Source organism: Gillisella vitis (assembly GCF_021559775.1).
GTDB classification, from domain to species: Bacteria; Pseudomonadota; Alphaproteobacteria; order Rhizobiales; family Rhizobiaceae; genus Allorhizobium; species Allorhizobium ampelinum.
This window is the reverse complement of the sequence record NZ_CP056048.1, coordinates 498,775-519,023: the sequence shown is the minus strand read 5'-3', so window position 1 is coordinate 519,023 and position 20,249 is coordinate 498,775. Positions and strand designations below refer to the sequence as shown.

Genomic DNA, 20,249 nt, shown 5'->3' with positions numbered 1-20,249 from the left:
GTGTCACCGCTCGACCATATAGCCGACGCCTCTGATGGATTTGATGAAATCAGCGCCCAATTTTTTGCGCAGACTGTAGATCGTCACTTCTATCGTATTGCTCTCCACCATCGCCGAAATATCGTAAAGAGCGTATTCGATATCGCTTTTGGTGACGTAGCGCCCAGCACGCTCCATCAGCAGCTTGAGCAGATGGAATTCCTTGCCAGCCACATGCAGGGGCGTGCCGTTCTGGCGAGCGATCATCGCGGAAGGGTCAAGCTCGACATTGCCGCAACGGATCAATGTCTCGGTGCGCCCTTCATACCGGCGGGCGAGCGCTCGAACACGGGCCAGAAGCTCGTCCAGATCGAAAGGCTTCACAAGATAATCGTCGGCCCCTTCATCCAGTCCCTCGACCCGTGAGCGGATACTGTCAAGCGCCGTCAGCAGCAGGACCGGAACCTTGTTACCGCTGGCGCGCAAGGTTCGAACCACCTCGAAACCACTGGCCTTCGGCAGGTTCACATCCAGAATGACAACGGCATAGTCATTATCCTGAATGGCCAGCAGCCCGGATTCGCCATCCCGCATCAGGTCCACGCCATAGGCGTGTTTCTCAAAGGCCTTCTTCAGGGAAGAGCCCAGAATGACGTCGTCTTCGACCACCAGAATCCGCAATGCCGATACTCTCACATATGCCGTGCCCGGCACAGAAACGTCCAAACGTCCGCGCCAGGCCAATCGCGCATTCTACTGCACAGTTTGCGCTGCAAATCGAGTCACATTTGCGCAAGGACCTGGATCGGGACAGGGTCTTCGCCTTTCGTGAGTCCCTTCAGCGAACGCCCGCCAGATCCAGTTCCGCGGCACGATGGCAGCGCACGGCATTGTCGCTGCCAGCTAGCGCTTCCAGTTGCGGCTCCACCTGGCGGCAGATATCGGTGGCATAGGGACAGCGGGGATGAAAGACACAGCCGGACGGCGGCTTGGCGGCATTGGGGATTTCACCCTTGAGGATGATCCGCTTCTTAGCGGCATTGGCGCGGGGATCGGGCTGCGGCACAGATGACAGCAAAGCCTCGGTATAGGGATGGCGCGGCTTGTCGAACAGGCTTGCCGTATCGGCAATTTCCACCAGCCTGCCGAGATACATGACGCCGACGCGGTTGGCGATATGCTCAACCATTGACAGGTCATGGGTGATAAACAGATAGGTGAGACCAAACTGCTCCTGCAAGTCCTGCATCAGGTTGACAACCTGGGCCGCGACCGAGACATCCAGCGCCGACACGGCTTCATCGGCGGCGATGAAACTCGGATTGACGGCAAGCGCCCGGGCAATGCCGATGCGCTGACGCTGACCGCCAGAAAAGGCATGCGGATAACGGCTCATGAATTCGGGACGAAGACCAACAAGCTTCAGCAGCTCCGCCACCCGGTCCTCGATTTCGGACCTCGCCACCTTCTTGTTGATCAGCGGCTCACCGATAATCTCCAGCAACCGCAGGCGCGGATTGAGCGAGGAATACGGGTCCTGAAAGATCATCTGGACCTCGTCACGCAATTCGCGCATCTCGGCATTGCCCGCCTTGGCGATATCGATCAGCGAACCATTGCGGCGGCGGAATGTCACCCGGCCCTCGGTGGCCGGAAAAGCCCGCAGCAGCAGCCGGGCGACGGTGGATTTGCCCGAACCGCTCTCGCCGACCAGTCCCAGGGTCTCGCCTTTGCGCAACTGAAAACTGACATTCTCCACCGCACGCACGGCGCCGGTCTGGCGTCCGAGAAAGCCGGAATGAATCGGAAAATGTTTCTTCAGATCGGCGACATCCATCAGGAGGTCAGGCGCCATGGATAGCTCCGTCATTGGGCGACACTCCCTGCTTGCATCGCTTCCGCGACAACATGACAACGGGCCATCCGCTCGTCATCGATCCGGGTGACGGCTGGGTAGATCCGGCGACAGTCCCCATCTCTGGCAAGCCCGCATCTGGGGTGAAACACGCAACCGTCAGGCAGGTTGAAGGGATCGGGGATCATGCCAGGAATGGTGTTCAGCCGGTGTTGTTTTGCGGCTCCAAGCCTTGGGATGGAATTGAGCAATGCCCGCGTATAGGGGTGTTTCGGATCGTAGAAAATATCCTCGGTCCGGCCGGTTTCCACGACATTACCGAGATACATCACCGAGACCCGGTCAGCGATATCGGCAACCACGCCGAAATTATGGGTGATGAAGATGATCGACATGCCAAGCTCAGCCCTCAACTCCTTCAGCAAATCAAGGATTTGCGCCTCGGTGGTCACGTCCAGCGCCGTTGTCGGCTCGTCAGCAATCAACACCTGAGGACGGCAGGCGAGCGCGATGGCGATCATGGCGCGTTGGCGCATGCCTCCGGAAAGCTGGTGCGGATAGCTGCGCATCATCTCATCGATGCGCGGCAGCCGAACCATATCGAGCACTTCTCGTGCCCGTTTTTCAGCATCCGCCTTGCTGCCCTGGCTGTGCAGCAGGATCGGCGTCATCACCTGATGGCCAATGGTATGGACCGGCGACAAAGCCGTCATCGGCTCCTGAAAGATCATGCCGATCCGGCCACCGCGAAGGGCGCGCATGTCGCGGCCATTGCGATCCAGCTTGGCGATGTCGGTCGTCTTGCCGGGAACGCCATTGAACAGGATCTGGCCATCGGAAATCTTGCCAACCTTGGGCAGCAATTGCATGATTGCCCGCACCGTAATCGATTTTCCAGAACCACTTTCTCCAACGATGCCAAGCACTTCGCCCGGCATCAGCTTCAGACTGACGCCATCGACTGCCCTGACCACGCCTTCACGGACCTGAAAGTGAACCTTGAGATTATCGATCTCGATAACAGGCTTTTCGTTCTCTGCGGTCATCACGTCACTCATTTGCTATAGGGATCGGCTGCATCGCGCAGGCCGTCACCAAGGAAATTGAAGGCAAGGACGACAATGACGATGGCCGCCCCCGGTGCCAGCAACCAGGGTGCCTGCGAGATTGTCCGCAGGTTTTGAGCCTCTTGCAGCAGCACACCCCAGCTGACCACCGGCGGACGCAGTCCAAGGCCGAGAAAGCTCAATGCCGTCTCCCCAAGGATCATGTCCGGCACCGACAAGGTCAGCGCCGCGATGATGTAGCTGGTCATCGAAGGCAGCATGTGCCGGGTGATGATCTTCGCTTCAGATGTCCCGCAAAACCGGGCGGCCAGCACGAAATCCTCGTTCTTAACTGACAGGAATCGGCCCCGTACGGTGCGGGCCACATAGGTCCAGCCGATCAGCGACAACAGCAGTGTCACGAGAAAATAGACAAACAGCGGGTCCCAAGTGATCGGCAGCGCTGCGGCAAGCCCCATCCACAACGGGATGGTCGGAATACAGCGCAGGAATTCCATGCCGCGCTGGACGATATTATCGGTGATCCCGCCGAAATAGCCGGAAATCGATCCCAGCGTCAGCCCGAGAACGAAGCTGACGGCAACGCCGATCAACCCGACCGAGAGCGAGATGCGTCCACCATAGATCAACCGCGACAGCACATCGCGTCCCAGCGTATCGGTGCCGAGCAGGTTGATCTTGTCTTGCCCCGCAGCACCGAACAGACGCAGGTTCCCCTCGATCAGGCCCCAGAACCGATAGGTCTGTCCCTGGACGAAAAATCGGATCGGCACGATCTTCGACGTATCCGGCTTGTACATCGGCCTCAAGGTTACGGGATCGCGGGTGCGGGTCGTGGCATAGACGAAGGGACCGTGGAAATTTCCCTCCTCGTCAAACAGATGCAGGGCCTGGGGCGGCAGCAATGTCGTACGGGCATTGCCCTGGAATGCATCATAGGGCGCGGTGAATTCGGCAAGTCCGGTGACCAGATAGGCCAGGATGAGGATCATCCCCGAAACCATCGCCACCTTGTGGCGCTTGAACCGCCACCACATCAATTGCCGGGGGCTGGCTTGATAGAGCTTTTCCGCACGTCCGGCCTCGGGCCGGGCCTCATCCATGTCGTTGAGCGTTACATCGGTCATGGTCTGCTCCTATCTGTAGCGGATGCGCGGATCGGAGACCGCCAGCAGGATATCGGACACGATGGTGCCGAGGATGGTGAAGACGCCGAGAATGAGGATGAAGCTTCCCGACAGATACATGTCCTGGCTTTGCAGCGCGCGCAGCAGCAGCGGTCCGGTGGTCGGCAGGTTCAAGACCACGGATGTGATGACATCGCCGGAAATCAGCGCTGGCAACGCCCAGCCGATGGTGGAAATGAACGGATTAAGCGCCACCCGCACCGGATAGCGCCAGATAACGCTCCATTCCGTCAGGCCCTGCGCCATCGCGGTTTCGACATAGGGCTTGTTCAGCTCGTCCAGCATATTGGCGCGCACGATGCGGATCAGGCCAGCCGCACCGCTGGTCGAAAGCACCAGCAACGGAATCCATAAATGGCCGAGCATGTCGGCGACCTTGGCAAGGCTCCAGGGCGCGTCCTGCATCTGCGGCGAAAACAACCCGCCGACATTCATGCCCATCCAGGAATAGGCCAGCCACATCAGGATCAGGGCCGAGAGAAATTCCGGAAAGCCCCGACCGAGAAAGCCAAAAACAGTGAAGAAATAATCGAGAAACGAATATTGTCGCGCTGCTGCATACACACCAATCGGGATGGCGATCACCCAGGTAAGCAGCAGAGATGAAAAGGAGATTGCCAGCGTCAACGCCAACCGGCCCCAGATCAGGTTGGAGACCGGCTGGTTGTAGGTCAAGGAGGTGCCGAAATCGCCGTGCAGAACGATATTGCCGATCCACTGCGAATATTGCTCATACATCGGACGATCCAGGCCAAGCTGATGGCGCAACCGTTCCTCGGTCCCTTCAGGCGGAGTATCGCCATTCGCCCGCATTTCCGCGACAAGCGCTGTGGCATAATCGCCCGGCGGCAGCTGGATGACCGTGAAGGCAGCGATGGACACCAGAAACAGCATGGGAATGGCCCAGGCAAACCGGTTCAAGATATAGGATGTCATCACTTTCTCCCGACCATTCCGACGAAGCGTCATTGAAAATGACCCTTCGAGTTTCTTCTGCAGACATCTCAAATCGCTGATGGATTTGAGATGTCTGCACCGCCCTGCATTCAAGGATGCATAAGCATCGTCACGCCCTGATATTGCATTGTTCGGTCGCGTCTTCGCCCATCCGGAAATTTGCGGCGGCCTGCAAAGATGCAAGGCCGCCGTGACCGATCATTTCTTGAAGAACAGCTGCGCCGGAATGGCATTGCCTTCATTGCGCAGTGCTTCTTCGTTGGTCATCACATCGGGGAAATTGCCGATCTTGTTGTTGACGACGAAGGGCGTGACAGATTCGCCGACAAGACCGATCATCCAGACATTTTCCTTCATGACATTGATCATGTCCTTCATATGCTGGTTGGCTTCATCCACGGTCTTGGAGCTTGACGCGGCGGTCCAGGCGTCAAACAGCTTGCGGATCGGGTGATCCTTCGGCGGTTCCGTGCCGCTCTTGCCAGCGGAATTATACCATTCGAAATAAGCGTTGGCATAGGATTCGCGGCCAAGCAGCAGGGTCGGATCGGCCTGCGGCATCAGCAATCGGTCGGCATAGGCGGTGATGATATCGAAATTGCCAGATTTGATATGCTGAAGGCTGGCGGTTTCATCAACCGAACGGATCAGCCCTTCAATGCCGATCTGCTGCCAGCCCTGACGGATCACCTCCACCATCTCAGGCGGAATGTTCTCGTCAATCGTCTCGATCACCAGGCTGAGGCGCTTGCCATCCGGCCCGGTGCGGAACCCGTCAGCACCCTTTTTCAGGCCGATCTCGTCCAACAACGTATTGGCGCGATCAATATCGAGACCGGTCCACTTGGTCTCGAATTCGGGGTCATAGTAAGGCGATCCCTTGGCAGGCGCGGCGGCTCTTGGCATGGCCAGACCGGAAAAAACTGTCTCATTGATGGCTTCGCGGTCAATCGAGATGCTCAACGCTTCGCGAAAGCGAATATCGTCAAACAGCTTGCGTTTCACCTCGTCGGTATCGTTGATATTGGGAATGATCGCCAGGTTTTCGCCGCTCTTCCAAGGATGAACGGTGTAATTACCGGCCTGTTCGTTTTCCTTGAGCAGCGGGTAATCCCGCGCCTCAACAAAACGCGACTGGAAGTCGATCTGCCCTTGAACGATCATCAGGTTGACCGCCTGATGGTCCTGGAAAAGTTTTGCTTCGATCCGGTCGATATAGGGAAGCTGGTTCCCGGCCTTGTCGGTTGCCCAGTAATAGGGATTACGCTCGAAAACAATGGTGCTTGCGGGTGGTGGCGTCACAACCTTCCAGGCGGTCACGACAGGCAGATCCGGGTTCAACCACCAGGCCTGGATCACGCCCTTCAAATCCCAAAGCGCCCGCCAGTTGGGCACACCCTTGGCCTTGACGATGGCATCCAGCTCTGCCGGCGTGCTGTATTTCGGCAGGAATTTCTTCAGATAATGGGCGGGCTGGATAAAGCTCGGCTTGTCGAGACCCGGCCATCCCGTCGATTGAACCGCCAGAACATAAGGAAACAGCGCATAAGGCTGGGCGAAGCTGACCTTGAATGTATGCGCATCGACAATGTCGAGTTTCATCGGCTTGCCGCCGGAAAACAGGAAGCCCGGAGGGCTGGGATTGAGATCGGTATTGAGGAACAGATCCTCATACCAGAATTTCACATCCTCCGTGGTGACCGGCACGCCATCGGACCATTTCATGCCATCGAGCAGCGTGAAGGTAAATTCGGTGGAATCGACATTGGCCGACCAGCTTTCAACGAAACGCTGCACCAGATCGACCTTGCCGTCGGACGATTGCTGCAATTTCAAGGCGCGTTCTTCGATCAGCTTGGTGGACCCCATGCGATCACCGATGCCGCTATAGGCCCGCCGGAGCGTGCCGCCATAGGTGCCGATCTCGTTATAAACAGGAATGATGGCGGGCTTCTTGGGAAGGCGCTGTTCGACCGGCGGGAGCTTGCCCGCATCGACCTGGCTCTTCAGCATCGGTGCCTCGCCAAACGCATAGGCATTGGTCAGCGACAGCATGACGCCAAACCCACCGCCAACCCATTTCAAAACGCTTTTCTGCATCGAATTTTCCTCCTGATGGCCATCGGTGAACGCAAGCTTTGGTTCACGCAATTGCGCGGGCCGGTTTCACCTTGCTGTTCCCTTGCAGGTGAGACGGCGGATGATGGGAAATACAGCGACGTGCGATCACCAACTCCACAAAATCGCTGTAGCATTTCTTTTACCTGCATAATGTCCCGCTCGAATCCTGAAAACCCGACGCAATCATGCAGTATGTCATCGTCTTGCCCGGATACCTCCGCCAGGCAAAACCGGAATGCAAATGCCCTGAAACTTCTTAATTGGTTCGTTGACATGACGAACGAAATAGGATTTGCCACGGCGTGTCAAGCTAATTCGTGGAGATGTGAAAAAGCCCGACAACCAGGGAGATTACCTAGGTTTTGCCTGTCGGTTGCCCTGAGGAATTGGCTAGGGCCTGGCTTGGACCCTAGAATTTCCTTTCCTCTCAGGGAGCAGGCTTGACAGGGCAAAAACCAGCCCATAAATAGTTCGTCAACACACCGAACAAAACAAGGAATGCAATTGTGTCCAGTTCGGCCAAACCCTTGCTCACCATTGAAAGACCCCGGGAAGACGCCTCGGGCCGCGCCCGGGTCCCTGGCTGGGTCATTGGCATCGACCTTGGCGGCACAAAAATTCTGGCCGGCATTGCCCGAACCCAAGAACAGATCATTGCCACACGCGAAGAGCCTACGCTGCACGGTGAAGATGCACCCGTTCTCGCGCAAATGGCAAGACTGATTACCTCTCTCCTGTCGGACGCCGGTGCCTTGGCGCAAGAGCTGGACAATGTCGTGATTGGCGTTCCGAGCGCCGTCGATCCTCAAACCGGGCTTTCGTCGCTTTCTCCCAATCTGGCTCTGCCGGTTGACCGTCCCCTCGCGGACCTGATGTCGCGCTTCGTTTCCTGCCCGGTGACGGTGGAAAATGATGTCAATCTCGCCGCCTATGGCGAAGCATGGGCAGGCGCGGGTCAAGGGCTTGGCTCACTGGTATTCGTGTCGTTCGGAACCGGCGTTGGCATGGGCATTGTCCTGGATGGAGAGCCGTGGCGTGGAGCCGCTGGCCGGGCTGGCGAAATTGCCTACCTGCCTGTTGGCGCGGCACCTCATGAGACAGCCCCCTTGTCGGAAAACGGACTTTACGAGGATGGCGTCGGCACCAGCGGCATCCGCCAAAGGTTCACAAGAGACGGCGGGACCGTTGCCGAACTGTTTTCGCTGGCACGATCAGGCAATGAACAGGCCCGGCTTGCTATCGATAGCGTGGCAAAACAGGCATCGATCGGTATCGCCGCCGTGCATGCGCTTCTGGACCCGGCAATCACGGTGATTGGCGGCGGCATCGGCTCCCAGCCAGAATTCTTCACGCTTTTGCAGACCTATCTGAAACCCTTGCTGCCCTTCGAAAGCCCGCTGAAACAAAGCAGGCTCGGTGTGCAGGCGGGGATGATTGGCGCCGTGGCGCTGGCCTTGAAAAACCGCGTCCCGCATCCCGGACAATCCGATGCGAAAAACCTATAACAGACAGGGGAGAGACATGGATAAAGCCAAAGCAAAGGCACGGCCAGACGGACTTGTCGAAAGCGAATTGCCTCTGCAATTGGCGTTCATGGCACCCCGCCTGCAAGGTGATTTTCTGCCGGAAGGACGGCTTGAACTGTCACTCTGGGGCTGCGGCCGGATCGCAAACATCGCCCTTCACCCTTGGACCGGTCCGTTCATCTATGCACCAAACCAGATGACCGGCCAAGACCATGGCCTCTATGTCGCCCAATCCGCCCCGGTCCTAGTGCTAACAGGCAGCCAGTTGAAATCCACACGCCCAGCCCGACGCTGCGCCTGGTGGGGCACGCTGACCAAGCCGGAAAAAGTTGCGCGCAGCGGGGCAAGGCGGATCATCCGTACACCATGGGGCGTGGCCATTGTCGAAGACAAAGGCGACGGCGTGATCGTCATTGCCGCAGGTGCCAGCGACGCGGAAGCCGAACGGGGAATGTCTCTGCCTGTCGAGACGATCATTGCCGAGAGCAAGGTCCATGTGACGCGCTGCGATCTGTTGCCCCAAGCCCCACCGCTGATGCGCAGCATGGCAATCCAGAGCGCCCATGCCTCGCTCTCCAGCATTCGCCGCGCCGAAGACGGTTCCTTTCTGGGGCTTGCCGCAGGCCAGGCCTATAGCGCCCCGACCCGCACCTATTACCGCGACGGCTACTGGACCTTGCAGGCCCTGCTGCATCTCGAACCGGAGGCCGTCCGTGGCCAGATCGACCTGCTGGCAACCGGTATCCAGCCCGATGGCGAAAGCCCGAGTGGCGTCATTCTGACCGGCCCGAAACAGGGCGAGGAGTGGGAGAAATTCCGCACGACGTCTGATGACTACAAGATGGAACATCTGCGGCGCACCGATTGGTGGAGCGATCATTTCGACAGTCCGCTGTTCTTCATCCTGACGATTGGCGATTATATCAGCACCACCGGCGATAGAACCGTCCTTACCCGTCACTGGAAGACCATCGAAGCGATTTTCCGTCGCTATCAAGGCTTCGACACTGCCGGAAACGGCCTGCCTATCAAGCCACGGCACGACCGTGACTGGGCCGACAACGTCTATCGCCATGGCTATGTCGCCTATGATCTCAGGCTCTGGATCGGCGCGCTGGATGCGATTGCCGAATTCGGCATGCATCAGGACGAGGCTTTGGCCAAAGAGGCAAAGCAAACGGCAATCACCGCCCGCGCCTCGCTGGACGAAGCGCTTCTCACACCCCATGGATGGTATGCCGATTACGGCCTGAAAAGCGATTTCGTCGAAGATCACCTGACACTCGACAGCCTGACGCTCCTGCGGTTCGATGCCGTGTCAGGTGAACGGGCCAAAACCGTGCTTGACCATGTCGCGGCCATGCTGGAGACCCGCAACAATGCCCACCAGCCCTATGGCGACTGGGGTGTGATGTGCGCCTGGCCGCCCTTCAAGCGACCCGCCGATACCCGCGCCAAATCCGCCTTTGCCTATCGCTATCACAACGGCTCCGACTGGCCCTATCTCTCAGGTCTCTATGCCGAACAGCGATTGAAATACGGCATGGACGGCTGGGACTATCCAATGCTGCGCTGGTGGCAGACCAGTCTCGACAATGGCTGGATCGGCTCGGTCGAATATTTCTCACCACCCTTCGGGCGCGGCTCGCTGCTCCAGGGCTGGACCGGAATGCACGCCGCCGCCATCCTGCAATACAGACCGCAGGTTGAAGCGGCGATTGCCACTGGCCACATCGCCTAAGACGAGGAGCCATTAGCAATGGCTCTTCGGGCTTATGGGGCTCCTATTGCCTTCTCCCAGGACAGCTCTGAATAGCAGGATACATGTCGTCACGGTAATATGCCTGCATCTATACGTTGACATCAAGTCGCATACTAACATATCACTATCTTCGGGAGCCCTTTCCGAGGGTGGAAATCTGGGAGGATATGTTGGTGACGATCAATAGAAGAACATTCATGGGCACGGCCGCTGGTGTGGCCGGGCTCGGCCTGTTGCCGCGTCTAGGCATGGCAGCCCCCAAACAACCGGCAAGTCCTGTCACTGTTACCGTCGCTGATGTGGCGGGCAACTTGGCGTTGACCCAGGGCATGTTCGAGAAATATGCTGCGGCAAAGCCGCAATGGGTGTCGCGTTTTGCCTTCACAAAGGCCCCTGCCCCGGAACTGCCATCAAAGCTTAAAGCGCAACAGGCAGCCGGAAAAGTCGATATCGACCTGGTGCTGACCGGTACGGATGCGCTGGCCGCTGGCCTTTCGCAAGGGCTTTGGGTCGATTTGTCCGCCCATAAGGCAGACCTGCCGGATCTGGAGAAAATCCTGCTGCCGCAGGCTTTCAAGATGCAGGCGCTGGCCCAGAACCAGGGCGTCGTCGTCACCTATTATCCGTCTGGGCCGTTGATCGAATATATGCCTGACAGGGTCAAGCAGGTGCCGGGCACCGCCGAGGAATTACTGGCCTGGACCAAGGCCAATCCCAAGCGCTTCATGTATGCCCGCCCTGCCAATTCCGGGCCAGGTCGGACATTCCTGATGGGTCTTCCTTACCTGCTGGGTGATAAAGACCCGAAAGATCCGGTCAATGGCTGGGCCAAGACCTGGGATTACCTGAAGGCAATCGGCGAAAACGTCGAATATTATGGCACCGGCACCACGCAGGTGATGAAGGAGCTTGGCGAAGGCACCCGCGATATTGTCGTCACCACCACTGGCTGGGACATCAACCCGCGCGTGCTCGGCATCGTGCCGGAAGAGGCCAAGGTGGCAACCCTCAAGGGCTTCCATTGGGTCACTGACGCCCATTACGCCGTCATTCCGAAGGGAGTTTCGGAAGAAAAGCTCGCGGTCCTGCTGGATGTAATCAATTTCATTCTTCAGCCGCAGCAACAGGCGATTGCCTTTGACGATGGTTATTTCTATCCCGGCCCGGCGGTCAAGGATGTGACGATTTCCATGGCGCCTCAAAAGAGCCAGGACGCCATCGCCGAATTTGGCCGCAAGGAATATGACGGCTGGATCGCCAACAACCCGCTGGAAGTGCCACTCGACCCATCGAAAATCGTCGATGCCTTCCGCATCTGGGACGAAAAGATCGGCGCAGCCAAGGGCTGAGCCCTTTGCCCTGCCGAGCCTTTGCCCCGCAGAGCCTTGGCACGGCGGGGCCTATACGCAGTCTTTCACATATTTTTCCCTCGGATCTCCGGGTTCGGGGAAGCTTGCCTATGATTTTTCCGCAGACAGGAGAGTAACGTGGTCGCGCCAGCCCCCTTATCGACGCAGGCTGCCCAGCCCAAACAGGGGGCAAAGCTTGAGCTTGTCGCCCTTCGCCGCGCTTTCGGCGCCTATAAAGCGCTTGACGGTATTGATCTCGCCATCGAACCGGGCGAATTCATCGCGCTGCTCGGCCCTTCCGGTTGCGGAAAATCCACGGCGCTGAACTGTATCGCCGGGCTTTTGCCGCTGACCGGCGGCGAAATTCGGGTCGGCGGACAGCGCATTGATCAGTTGGAGCCGGAAAAGCGCGGCTTCGGCATGGTCTTCCAGAGCTATGCGCTGTTTCCTCATATGACCGTGCGACGCAATGTCGGCTTCGGCCTGTCCATGCAAGGCATCAAAGGCACGGAAGCCGACCGTCGCATCGAAGCAGCCCTCGATCTGGTACGGCTCGGTTCGCAGGCGGATAAATTGCCGGGTCAACTCTCTGGCGGCCAGCAGCAGCGTGTCGCCATTGCCCGCGCCATCGTCATCCGCCCGCCAGTCGTGCTGATGGATGAGCCACTTTCCAACCTGGATGCCAAGCTGCGGCTGGAAATGCGCGCCGATATCCGCGCCATTCACGACCAGATCGGCTCGACAACCATATACGTCACCCATGATCAGGATGAGGCACTGTCGATGGCCGACCGGATCGTAGTGATGAGCCAGGGCCATATCCGCCAGATCGGCACGCCGGAAGATCTTTACATGCGCCCGAACCATGTCGATGTCGCCGATTTCATGGGCTTTCGCACCCGGATTGCCGGGCGTATCACAGCCGTATCCGGCGATGAGGCCCAGATCGAAGCCGCAGGCGCAACCACTGTCGGGGCGCCCCGCCAACCGGTTCAGGTCGGCGATGCGGCTGTGCTCAGCGTTAGACCGGAGGATATGATCGCCGTTCAGGATGGCAGCGGCATTCCGGTGACGGTCAAATCCATGGAATATCGCGGTAGAGCCTATTTTGGTGCCGCAGAAGCCATCGACGGCGCAGAGGTGCATTTTCGCTCGGATATCTTGCTGCCACGCGGCACCGTCACCAGCGTGCGTCCGGCAGAAGGCCGTGCGCTGATCTTTAAGGGTGATGCATGAGCCAGTCTTCACTTCGTGTCTCGCTTGCAGCCAAGGGAATAGACGGCACGACGCTGCTGGTCCTGCCGGGCTTGCTGGTCATCCTCGCCCTGTTCATCTATCCGTTCATGTATGGCGTGGTTGACTCACTGACGCCCACAGACGGCGCATGGTACGCCAATTACGTCACCTTCTTCACCGATCCGTTTCAATACAAGACCATTTCCGCCACGCTTTGGCTGGCGCTGCCGGTCACGGTGGTTAATCTGGCGCTTGCCTTGCCGATTGCCTTCCGGGTGCGGCTCATGACGCGCCAGCGTTTTCTGACCACTATTCTCGTCCTGCCGGTCACACTCGGCACCGTCTTTATCGCGGACGGTCTTTTGACCTTTCTTGGTCCCCAGGGCTGGTTCAACCGCAGCCTGATCCTGATCGGCATTCTCGATACGCCGGTCAAGCTCACCAACAATTACTGGGGCGTGTTTGCCTCGCTGCTGATCTCAGGTTTCCCCTTCGCCTTCCTGCTGACGCTCTCCTATGTCACCGGCATCGATCCGGCCATCGAACAGGCGGCGGCGACATTGGGGGCCAATGCCCGCAAGCGCTTCATGAACGTGTTTCTGCCGCTGCTGGTGCCGGGTCTTGCCGTCACCTTCTGCCTGTCCTTCGTCCAAGCCTTCGCGGTGTTTCCGTCCGCCGTTCTGCTTGGCGCACCCGCCGGGCCGACGCGGGTGATTTCGATTGCCGCCTATCAGGCCGCCTTCGAGCAATATAACCACTCGCTGGGCTCGGCCATCGCCATCATCATGGGCGTTATCGAGCTGGCAATCGTCGCGGCCATCCTGGCATTGCGCTCCCTCTTCTATCGCGGCCCCGTCGCCGGAACGAAAGGCTAGATCATGATCCGCGATCAGGGCATCGGCTCAAAACTCTGGCGCATGGCGGTCTGGGCGCTCGCCGGGCTGTTCATTCTCAACCTCGTGGCGGTGATTGCCTCCGTCGTGGTCAATTCCTTTGCACGCCGCTGGCTTGGCACCTGGCTGCCGACCGGCTGGACGACGCGATGGTATTCCGATGCCTGGAGCGAGTTTCAGCTGTCCAGCGTCGTCGCCGTCACCTTCCAGATCACCTTCACCGTGGTTATCATTTCAGGCCTGCTCGGGGTGATGACCGCCTATGCGCTGGCGCGGCGGGATTTTCCCGGCAAAAAGCTGGTCATCCTCACATTCCTGCTGCCGCTTCTGGTGCCGCCGCTCACCTATGGCATTCCATTGGCCACGGTTCTCTATCAGGTCGGCCTTGGCGGGAGCTTCTGGGGCGTGGTGCTGATCAATCTCGTGCCGTCGCTGCCCTTCGTCATTCTAGTGATGATCCCCTTCATAGAGCAAATCGATCCACGCATCGAGGCCGCCGCCAAGGTCTTCGGTGCTGGAACCTGGAGCCTGTTCACCCGCATCCTGCTACCGCTACTGTTGCCGGGCATGTTAGCGGCCCTGCTGCTGGTGCTGGTGCGCACCATCGCCATGTTCGAGCTGACCTTCCTGATCGCCGGGCCGACGACGCAAACGCTGGTCGTATCGCTCTACTATGCGGTCTTTGCGTCCGGGGTTCGCGCATCGCAATCCATTGATGCCATGGCTGTGGTCTATATGGTCACCACGCTGTTCTGGCTGGTCATCGCCCTGCAATTCGTCAGCCCGACGCAAATCGTCGCCAGGGCAAAACAGCAACCGGCGGCGTGAAGGCATCGACTGCGCCGCGCGGCAGAGTATACGCGGCGCTGGTAAATTAGGCCGTCATCAATCGGAAGAAAAATCTTCACGCAAGCGTCATGGAAGCGTAGTCGAGCCATCACAAATGCCCGCTAGAACCCCCTGAATTTCCGGGGGTAAAGCGGAATTGTTTTCCTGAAAACGAGGCATTTGCGATGAAAAACTACGCTTTGAAAACCGTGCTGGCCGGCCTGCTGGCTGCCACGACGCTGGGGGCAGCACCGGCCATGGCCGAAAAGGTCAAGTTCGAATTCTGGCACGGCCTGAGCGGTGACCTTGGCGAGCGCGTCCAGGACGCCTGCCGCAAGTTCAACGACAGCCAGGAGAATTTCGAAATCGTCTGCACCTCTCAGAACGATTACGATACCACGCTGCAAAACACCATTGCCGCCTACCGCGCCAAGAAGCAGCCAGCCATTGCCCAGATCTACGATGCCGGCACGCTGGACCTGATGCTGTCCAAGGCCTTTATTCCAGCCAAGAAGCTGATGGCCGACAATGGCTACAAGATCGACTGGAACAATTATTTCGGCGGCATCGCCAATTACTACGCCACGGCTGGCGGCGAATTGCAGTCCTTTCCGTTCAACTCTTCGACCGCGATGTTCTATTATAATGTCAGCGCCTTTGAAAAGGCTGGCATCACCTTCAAGCCGGATACCTGGGAACATGTCGAGGAAGCAGCCCGCAAACTGAAGGCCGCTGGCTATGAATGCCCGCTGGGCTTCAATTTCGATCCATGGTCGATGCTGGAACAGTTTTCCGCCATCCATAACCAGCCAATCGCCACCAAGGCCAATGGCTATCAGGGTCTTGATGCCGAACTGGTTTTCAACAAAACGAAGTTCGTTGACCATGTGAAATTCTTCAAGAAGATGCAGGATGAGAAGCTGTTCGTGGTCAAGACCAAGCAGCTCGGCATGGATGTCGTTCCGGCCTTCACCTCGCAGACCTGCCAGATGATCCAGTCGTCGATTGCCGACCACGGCACCGTCGGCAAGACGCTGCCCGCTGACGTCAAATGGGACGTCGCCATGCTGCCGGTCTGGAAGGGTACGGAGCGCCAGAATTCGCTGGTGGGCGGTGCTTCGCTCTGGGTTCTCGCCGGTCGTCCGGAAGCCGAATACAAGGGGGCTGCTGCCTTCCTCAACTTCCTCGGTCAGCCGGACATGGTGCAATGGTGGTCAACGGTGACTGGCTATATCCCCGTCACCAAGACCGGTTTCGATGCCATGAAAGCCAATGGTTTCTACGATAAGGCACCTTACAAGGGCCGTGAACTGGCCATTGCCAGCCTGACCTACACGCCGACATCCGATACCAGCCGCGGTATCCGCCTGGGTAGCTTCACCCAGATCCGCAAGGAAGTCTCAACCTCGTTTGAGGCGATCTTCATGCAGAATGCCGATGTGCAGACCCAGCTGGATCAGACGGTCGAGCGCGGCAACGCCATCCTGCGCCGCTTTGAGAAAACCTATGCCGGTCAGAAGCTGAACTAAGCCTCAGCTGCCATTGCTCCCGGAAGCCTGCCTTAACGGCAGGCTTCCTCCTTCATTCCAGCATATTGGTTACGACATGGAACAACGCGCCGTTTTCAAGAACTGGTGGCTGCCTATTCTGTTTGCGCTGCCGCAGATCATCCTGATCATCCTGTTCTTCTACTGGCCGGTGGCTGCCGTGGTGAACTGGGCCTTCACCCTCGAACCGCCGTTTGGTGGTGCTGCGGAATTCGTCGGCTTTGCCAATTTCAAGGACGCGCTGACCGATCCCTTCTACTGGAATTCAGTTTATGTCAGCTTGATCTTCGCAACAGTCGGGCCGTTCTTCGCCATTCTCATCGGCCTTGTGCTGGCACTTGCGGTCGATAGGCAACTGCCGGGAACCGGCTTCTTTCGGTTTTTCTACATCCTGCCCTTCGCCATTGCCGGACCGGCTGCCGGTATCGCCTTCCGCTTCATCCTGGCACCCGATCGCGGGCTGGCGGCCATGGTCAATTCCTTCTCTCCAGATCTCTGGAACCCGGCCAAATACGGCAGCCACGCGCTGGCGCTTGTTATCATCGTCTTCATCTGGAAATGGTCGGGCTATACGTTCATCTTCCTGCTGGCAGGCCTTCAATCTGTACCGCGCGCGCTTAGTGAAGCGGCCGCCATGGACGGTGCCGGTCCCTTCCGCCGTGCCTTCGATGTGCAGGTGCCGCTGCTTGCGCCCACCCTGTTTTTTCTGCTCGTCACCATGATGACAGAAGGCTTCGTTGGTGCTGACACATTCGGCATCGTCCATTCGATGACCGGCGGCGGGCCGAACCACGGCACCGAAGTCATGGTCTACCGGATCGTCGATGAGGCGTTCAAGGGTCTCAACTATTCCGGCGCATCGGCTCAGAGCATCATTCTGATCGGGCTGATCATGATCTGCACCTTCATCCAGTTCCGCTTCATCGAGAAGCGCGTGCATTACAAGTGAGGCCGGAATGATCCAGCGCACACCAATTGCCAATGCCTTCACCTATCTCATCATGGTCCTGGGCTTCCTGCTGCTGATCGGACCATTCATCGTGGTAATTGCCGGTGCCAGCCAGACAATGCCGCAGGTCAATGCCGTTCCCTTCAGCTTCCTGCCGCAAGGCGAGTTCCTGACCAATGCCAAACAGGCCTGGTCGCGGGCCGATCTCGGCACGGCAATGACCAACAGCCTGATTATGGCGGCCCTGGTGACGCTGGGGAAAGTCGCACTGTCAGCCATGACCGCCTTTGCCATCGTGTTTTTCCGCACCCCGCTGAAACATGTATTCTTCTGGGGCGTGTTCATCACCCTGATGCTACCGCTCGAGGTCCGGGTCGTGCCGACCTATGCGGTGGCAGCCGATCTGTTGCAGCCGGTCAAATCCATCCTGTCCACGCTGTTTGGCATCGACATCAAGATCGAGTGGAACCTGCTCAACACCTATGCGGGCCTGACCCTGCCGCTGGTCGCCACGGCAACCGGCACCTTTCTTTACCGGCAGTTTTTCATGACTCTCCCCAATGAATTGGCCGAGGCGGCGCGCATGGACGGGTCCGGGCCGATCCGTTTCTTCTTTGAAATGTTGCTGCCGCTCTCGCGCACCAACATGCTGGCGCTGACCACCATCATGTTCGTCTATGGCTGGAACCAGTATCTCTGGCCGCTGCTGATGGTGACCGATCCGAACTACAAGACGGTGATGATGTCGCTGCGCTCACTGCTGCCGTCCGATAACGGCATTCCCGACTGGAACGTCACGCTGGCGGGTTCACTGATGATCATGGCCCCGCCGCTGGTTGTGGTTGCCGTGCTGCAACGCTGGTTCGTGCGCGGTCTGGTTTCCACGGAAAAGTGACGCTGAAAAGCGCCTGCAAGAACAACAAGGTTCAAAAACAATGGCTGATATCGACATCCGCGCGGTGCGCAAAAGCTACGGCAAGACACCAACCCTGCATGGCATAGATCTGCTGTTTGGTTCCGGGGAATTCGTGGTCATCCTCGGTCCTTCCGGCTGTGGCAAATCCACGCTGCTGCGGATGATTGCCGGGCTCGAGGACATTACGTCAGGCGAAATCGCCATCGATGGCCGTGTCGTCAACACATTGGAGCCCCGTGAGCGCGGTTGCGCCATGGTGTTCCAGAATTACGCGCTTTACCCGCATATGTCGGTGGCCGGCAATATCGGCTACGCGCTGAAAGTGGCAGGCGTTGCCAAAGCTGAGCGTGACCGGCGCATTCTTGAGACCGCAAAAATCGTCGGCTTGCAGGATTATCTCGACCGTCGGCCCGCCGCCCTTTCCGGTGGCCAGCGCCAGCGCGTCGCCATGGCCCGCGCCATTATCCGCGAGCCGAAGGTGTTTCTGTTCGATGAACCACTGTCCAATCTCGATGCCAAGCTGCGCGTCACCATGCGCGCCGAAATCCGCAAACTGCACCAGCGTCTGTCAGCGACATCGGTTTTCGTGACCCATGACCAGGTCGAAGCGATGACACTTGCCGACCGGCTGGTGGTGATGAACCGTGGCCATGTGGAACAGGTCGGCAAACCACTCGACATCTATCATCGCCCGGCCACCACGTTCGTTGCCTCGTTTATCGGCTCCCCGGCCATGAACCTGTTCGACGCCCGCGTCGAAGTGGAAACCTCCACCATTTGCCTCGGTGGTGCATCGGTCGAAATCGATCCGGTCGTCGCCCATACTTTGCGCGGCCGCGATGTGATCGTCGGTATCCGCCCGGAACAATGCCGTCTTGCCAGCCACGGCCAGGGTGTCCCCGCTCTCATCGAATTCGTGGAGGAGCTGGGTGTTGGCCGCGTCGTCCATTGCGAATTGGCTGGCCAGCCCTTTGCCATTGCCGTTCCCGAAGAAGCGCAGGTGACAGCCGGTGACACGATCGGGCTGTTGCTGCCGCAGCAGCAATTGCACTTCTTCGACAGCGAGAGCCAGAAGCGGATCGACTTTTCTCCCATGACGGGCGCGGCAAACAGCCTCGCCAACAGCCAGATACCATCGCATCAACCCACTGGAGTTCTTTCATGACCGACATCATTTCCGCCATCGGCTTTTGCAATCGCACCGGCAAGGGCGATCTGACGACACTGGACGCTTCGCTGCGTGAAATCGCCGATTCCGGTGCGACGGCCTGCGAAATCGGCATTTATGGCGAAGAAATCATCTCCGGTGGCCGTATTATCGAGGATCGCACCCAGCGCGTCGCTGACATTGGCAGCCAATACAGCTTCAAGAAACTGTCCTTGCACGGCCAGGTCAGCTCCAATTTCATGGACCGCGAGCATCTGCACCTGCAAAAGAACGTGGTTCGCGCCATGCTGGAACTGTGCGACCGCCTCGGCGCTGGCATTCTCGTCCATCATTCGGGTGCAGCCCAGTTAGCAGACGGCGTGGACGGCGCGGATCTCGACAAGATGGAGCGCGAAGCGCTGCTGGAAATGGCCGATCTCGCCAAGGGTTATGGCGTGCGCATCGCGCTTGAAAACATCTTCACCACCGAGACCGGCCAGTACCGCCAGACGCCAAGTCAAGTGGCTGAAACGGTCAAGGCCATCGGCCATGACCATGTTGTCGCCCTGATCGATTTCTCCCATGCCTATATCGAATCCACCTTCAAGGGACTGGATTTCCGCGAGCAGCTGCGCGCCATGGCACCAGTGACTGGCCATCTCCACGTCCATGACAGCTTTGGCCTGCCCTATACGATGAAGGAATTCTTCCATAACGCGGAAGCAACTGCGCTCGGCATCGGCGACCTGCATCTGCCGCTCGGCTGGGGCGATATTGCCTGGGACGAGATCTTCGCCGAACTCACCTTCCTGCCCGACACCATGCTGATCATGGAAATCGGCGCCGAGCGCTTCCTCGACCAGCAGCCCCGCTGCCTGGACCGCGCCCGCGAACTGGCAAAGCTGGTGAACCTGCGCTGATTTTGGTTAT

At 58.5% G+C, this 20,249-nt stretch carries 17 protein-coding genes; 11 read left to right on the top strand and 6 right to left on the bottom strand.

Translation table 11 applies throughout. The annotated features are described in order from the left end of the window. Positions 1-3: 3 nt before the first annotated feature. The 6 genes from AVCG78_RS19495 to AVCG78_RS19470 form a co-directional block, all read right to left on the bottom strand. Positions 4-660, bottom strand: a complete 657-nt coding sequence (locus AVCG78_RS19495; protein ID WP_012653871.1) for a response regulator transcription factor — start codon at positions 658-660, stop codon at positions 4-6. 157 nt (positions 661-817) lie between these two features. Continuing rightward, entirely contained in the window at positions 818-1,849 is a 1,032-nt protein-coding gene (locus tag AVCG78_RS19490) for an ABC transporter ATP-binding protein (protein WP_012653870.1), read from the bottom strand. Then, positions 1,846-2,880 (bottom strand): ABC transporter ATP-binding protein, encoded by a 1,035-nt coding sequence (locus AVCG78_RS19485; protein ID WP_234665031.1) that lies wholly within the window; start codon positions 2,878-2,880, stop codon positions 1,846-1,848. Before AVCG78_RS19485 ends, AVCG78_RS19490 begins: the two co-directional genes overlap by 4 nt. Positions 2,881-2,888: 8 nt before the next feature. Further along, positions 2,889-4,028 (bottom strand): ABC transporter permease, encoded by a 1,140-nt coding sequence (locus AVCG78_RS19480; RefSeq protein ID WP_071205971.1) that lies wholly within the window; start codon positions 4,026-4,028, stop codon positions 2,889-2,891. 9 nt (positions 4,029-4,037) lie between these two features. Next, positions 4,038-5,024 carry an ABC transporter permease gene (locus AVCG78_RS19475; RefSeq protein ID WP_060717363.1) on the bottom strand — a complete coding sequence of 329 codons (987 nt, stop codon included), beginning with the start codon at positions 5,022-5,024 and terminating at the stop codon, positions 4,038-4,040. Positions 5,025-5,243: 219 nt separating this feature from the next. Beyond that, positions 5,244-7,145 (bottom strand): ABC transporter substrate-binding protein, encoded by a 1,902-nt coding sequence (locus AVCG78_RS19470; protein WP_156601489.1) that lies wholly within the window; start codon positions 7,143-7,145, stop codon positions 5,244-5,246. 527 nt (positions 7,146-7,672) lie between these two features. Between AVCG78_RS19470 and AVCG78_RS19465 the strand changes: the two genes are divergently transcribed. The 11 genes from AVCG78_RS19465 to AVCG78_RS19415 all read left to right on the top strand — a co-directional run bounded on the left by AVCG78_RS19465 (position 7,673) and on the right by AVCG78_RS19415 (position 20,239). After that, positions 7,673-8,671 (top strand): ROK family protein, encoded by a 999-nt coding sequence (locus AVCG78_RS19465; protein WP_234665030.1) that lies wholly within the window; start codon positions 7,673-7,675, stop codon positions 8,669-8,671. Between the two features lie 16 nt (positions 8,672-8,687). Beyond that, positions 8,688-10,433 carry a GH116 family glycosyl hydrolase gene (locus tag AVCG78_RS19460; RefSeq protein ID WP_156601491.1) on the top strand — a complete coding sequence of 582 codons (1,746 nt, stop codon included), beginning with the start codon at positions 8,688-8,690 and terminating at the stop codon, positions 10,431-10,433. A 194-nt stretch (positions 10,434-10,627) separates the two neighbouring features. Next, entirely contained in the window at positions 10,628-11,803 is a 1,176-nt protein-coding gene (locus AVCG78_RS19455) for an extracellular solute-binding protein (RefSeq protein WP_041698904.1), read from the top strand. 138 nt (positions 11,804-11,941) lie between these two features. Beyond that, positions 11,942-13,039: an ABC transporter ATP-binding protein gene (locus AVCG78_RS19450; RefSeq protein WP_071205965.1), complete on the top strand. Its 1,098-nt coding sequence runs from the start codon at positions 11,942-11,944 to the stop codon at positions 13,037-13,039. After that, positions 13,036-13,914, top strand: coding sequence for an ABC transporter permease (locus tag AVCG78_RS19445; RefSeq protein WP_071205963.1), 879 nt, complete (start codon positions 13,036-13,038; stop codon positions 13,912-13,914). The genes AVCG78_RS19450 and AVCG78_RS19445 overlap by 4 nt, the downstream gene beginning before the upstream one ends. A 3-nt stretch (positions 13,915-13,917) precedes the next feature. Further along, complete coding sequence (locus AVCG78_RS19440; RefSeq protein ID WP_012653860.1) at positions 13,918-14,760, top strand: ABC transporter permease; 843 nt, start codon at positions 13,918-13,920, stop codon at positions 14,758-14,760. A gap of 185 nt (positions 14,761-14,945) precedes the next feature. Beyond that, a complete protein-coding gene (locus AVCG78_RS19435; RefSeq protein ID WP_071205959.1) occupies positions 14,946-16,289 on the top strand; it encodes an extracellular solute-binding protein in 1,344 nt (447 codons plus the stop codon). A gap of 76 nt (positions 16,290-16,365) precedes the next feature. Then, positions 16,366-17,256, top strand: coding sequence for a carbohydrate ABC transporter permease (locus AVCG78_RS19430; RefSeq protein WP_071584450.1), 891 nt, complete (start codon positions 16,366-16,368; stop codon positions 17,254-17,256). A 7-nt stretch (positions 17,257-17,263) separates the two neighbouring features. After that, the gene (locus AVCG78_RS19425; RefSeq protein WP_012653857.1) at positions 17,264-18,151 is read left to right on the top strand and encodes an ABC transporter permease subunit; all 888 of its coding nucleotides are present in this window, start codon (positions 17,264-17,266) and stop codon (positions 18,149-18,151) included. A 40-nt stretch (positions 18,152-18,191) separates the two neighbouring features. After that, complete coding sequence (locus AVCG78_RS19420; protein WP_071584452.1) at positions 18,192-19,337, top strand: sn-glycerol-3-phosphate import ATP-binding protein UgpC; 1,146 nt, start codon at positions 18,192-18,194, stop codon at positions 19,335-19,337. Next, positions 19,334-20,239, top strand: coding sequence for a sugar phosphate isomerase/epimerase family protein (locus AVCG78_RS19415; protein ID WP_071205951.1), 906 nt, complete (start codon positions 19,334-19,336; stop codon positions 20,237-20,239). Before AVCG78_RS19420 ends, AVCG78_RS19415 begins: the two co-directional genes overlap by 4 nt. Positions 20,240-20,249 lie beyond the last annotated feature (10 nt).